Source organism: Luteolibacter pohnpeiensis (genome assembly GCF_016595435.1).
In the GTDB taxonomy this organism is placed as follows: domain Bacteria; phylum Verrucomicrobiota; class Verrucomicrobiia; order Verrucomicrobiales; family Akkermansiaceae; genus Luteolibacter; species Luteolibacter pohnpeiensis.
Genome location: NZ_JAENIJ010000196.1, coordinates 1 through 506, shown reverse-complemented (window position 1 = coordinate 506; position 506 = coordinate 1). Strand labels below are relative to the sequence as shown.

Sequence of the window (506 nt, the reverse complement as noted above, 5' to 3'; positions counted from 1 at the left end):
CGTTCGGCAGAAAATGAAGACCGCACTCCCTATACTGGTTTCGCTCATGTCTTGCGTGATTTGCAAGGCTGACCCAGTTCCGTTTCCAACCGAAGCGGGCGTGTATACGCACAAGGGCTGGAGATACGTTTACGAAGTCAAATTGAAAGGGACTCGAGCTGAGAAGCGAATCGGGCGACTTTTCCTGAATGGAAAGGAGATCAAGGGCAAGATTGGCGAATTGCAACAGGAACCGATCGGGATCTTCATCTACTTCGGCGAGCGCGGTTACAATCAGGGATGGTTGAACACGATGACCTACGACGAAGCTGTCTTCTCGGAGGACGGGGCTCCGACGGATCAAGTGACAGCACTCCTCAAAGCTCTGCGAGACAATGAAACCAAAGCCGAACAAGGCGGCGCTGGACAACCCGCTACCCGCCCCGAGTCGGATTCGGAGGGTGGTGACAAACCTCAACCAGAATCGGAGGGGCGCTCCCGGTAGCGGGTGCCAGGCCTTTGACGTT

1 protein-coding gene is annotated in these 506 nt (G+C 55.3%); it reads left to right on the top strand.

The annotated features are described in order from the left end of the window. The coding region (locus JIN85_RS20940; protein ID WP_234047552.1) for a hypothetical protein at positions 1-484 on the top strand (484 nt) is incomplete at its 5' end. Between the last annotated feature and the right edge of the window lie 22 nt (positions 485-506).